Below are 2,071 nucleotides of genomic sequence, written 5' to 3' on the forward strand. Positions count from 1 at the left end.
CCGCCCCCGAGCCGTACGCCGATGCGCCTCCCGAGGCGTTCGACGGGTACGACGATCCGTACGCGGGGGCGGACTGGGATCCCGATCTGTTCGCCCCGCCCGACGATCCCGACGCTCCGCCCCCGCCGATGGATGCCACGTCCTCCCCGTTCGCGCGGGCCGCGGTGGTGACCGGAACCGCGCGCGAACTGCCCGACGTGCGCGATTTCACCGGTCGCGATCCGCGCGAGGTGCTGCACGAGGTCTACGGCTACGACGCCTTCCGCGGCGACCAGGCCGAGATCGTGCAGCACGTGGTCGACGGTGGCGACGCCGTCGTGCTCATGCCCACCGGTGGTGGCAAGAGTGTCACCTACCAGGTGCCGGCGCTCGTGCGCCCGGGCACCGGTCTGGTGGTGAGCCCCCTCATCGCCCTCATGCACGATCAGGTCGACGCGCTCGTGGCCAACGGCGTGCGCGCGGCTTACCTCAACTCGACCCAGGCGCCCGCGGAACGCCAGGCCGTCGAGCAGGCGTACCTCGCCGGCGACCTCGACCTGCTCTACGTCGCTCCCGAGCGGCTCAACGGAGCGCAGACCCTGGGGCTGCTGTCGCGCGGACAACTCAGCGTCATCGCGATCGACGAAGCCCACTGCGTGTCGCAGTGGGGTCACGACTTCCGGCCCGACTACCTCGCGCTGGGCGATCTCGCCGAGCGGTTCCCCGGTGTCCCGCGCATGGCTCTCACGGCGACCGCCACCCCCGAGACCGCCCGCGAGATCGTCGAGCGCCTGCGCCTCCGCGACGCCCGCACGTTCGTCGCGAGCTTCGACCGGCCCAACATCCAGTACCGCGTCGACGCCAAGGTCGACCCCCGCCGTCAGCTCGTGTCGTTCATCCGGTCGCAGCCCGAGGGGTCGGCGGGCATCGTGTACGCCCTGAGCCGCAAGAGCGTCGAGCAGACCGCGGCGTACCTCGCCGCGCAGGGACTCGACGCCCTGCCGTACCACGCGGGCCTCGACGCCTCGGTGCGCGCGGCGAACCAGTCGCGCTTCCTCCGCGACGACGGGGTGATCATGGTCGCCACGATCGCCTTCGGCATGGGCATCGACAAGCCCGACGTCCGCTTCGTCGCCCACATCGACCTGCCCAAGTCGGTCGAGGGCTACTACCAGGAGACGGGTCGCGCGGGCCGCGACGGCGATCCCTCGGTGGTGTGGATGGCGTACGGCCTCGGCGACGTCGTGCAGCAGCGCCGCATGATCGACCAGTCGCCCGGCGACCGTTCCTACAAGATGCGTCTCGGCCAGCACCTCGACGCCATGCTCGCCCTGTGCGAGACGGTCGGATGCCGCCGCCAGAACCTGTTGTCGTACTTCGGTGAACCGTCCGAGCCGTGCGGCAACTGCGACACGTGCCTGACGCCGCCCGCCACGTGGGACGGCCTGGTGGCGGCGCAGAAGCTGCTGTCCACGATCGTCCGGTTGCAGCGCGAGCGCGGGCAGGCCTTCGGCGCCGGCCACCTCATCGACATCCTGCGCGGTGCCAAGACCGAGCGCATCGCTCAGCAGGGCCACGATCGACTCTCCACGTACGGACTCGGCGCCGACCTGTCCGATCAGGACTGGCGCAGTGTCATCCGTCAGCTGCTCGCGCGCGGCATCATCGTCGCCCAGGGCGACTACGGCACCCTCGCGCTGAGCGAGGCGTCAAGTGGTGTGCTGCGCGGAGAGACGCCGGTCCCCCTGCGCCGCGATGCCCTCGGCCGCTCCGGCGGGGGTGGCGGATCGCGGCCGCGCAAGTCCAGCGCCGACGACGTCGCCGCCGGCGACCGCGATCTGTTCGAGGCGCTCCGCGCGTGGCGCGCCGAGCAGGCGCGCGAGCAGGGCGTGCCGGCGTACATCGTCTTCGGCGACGCCACTCTGCGCGCGATCGCCGCCGAGCGGCCCGCGTCGATGGGCGACCTCGACGGCATCACCGGTATCGGCGCCAAGAAGCGCGAGGCCTACGGCGACGGCATCCTCGCGGTCGTCGCCCAGCACTGAGCTCGGGCCCGCTGTTCCCACAACAGGCGATGCGTCGGGTACAGGCT

Annotated in this window: 1 protein-coding gene; it reads left to right on the forward strand. The window is 71.7% G+C overall.

The features are described from left to right. Positions 1-2,024 (forward strand): DNA helicase RecQ (gene recQ / locus LQV45_RS27935; RefSeq protein ID WP_230010154.1); only part of this gene is annotated, 2,024 nt, incomplete at its 5' end. Positions 2,025-2,071: the final 47 nt, after the last annotated feature.

It is taken from the genome of Microbacterium sp. Bi128 (genome assembly GCF_918698205.1).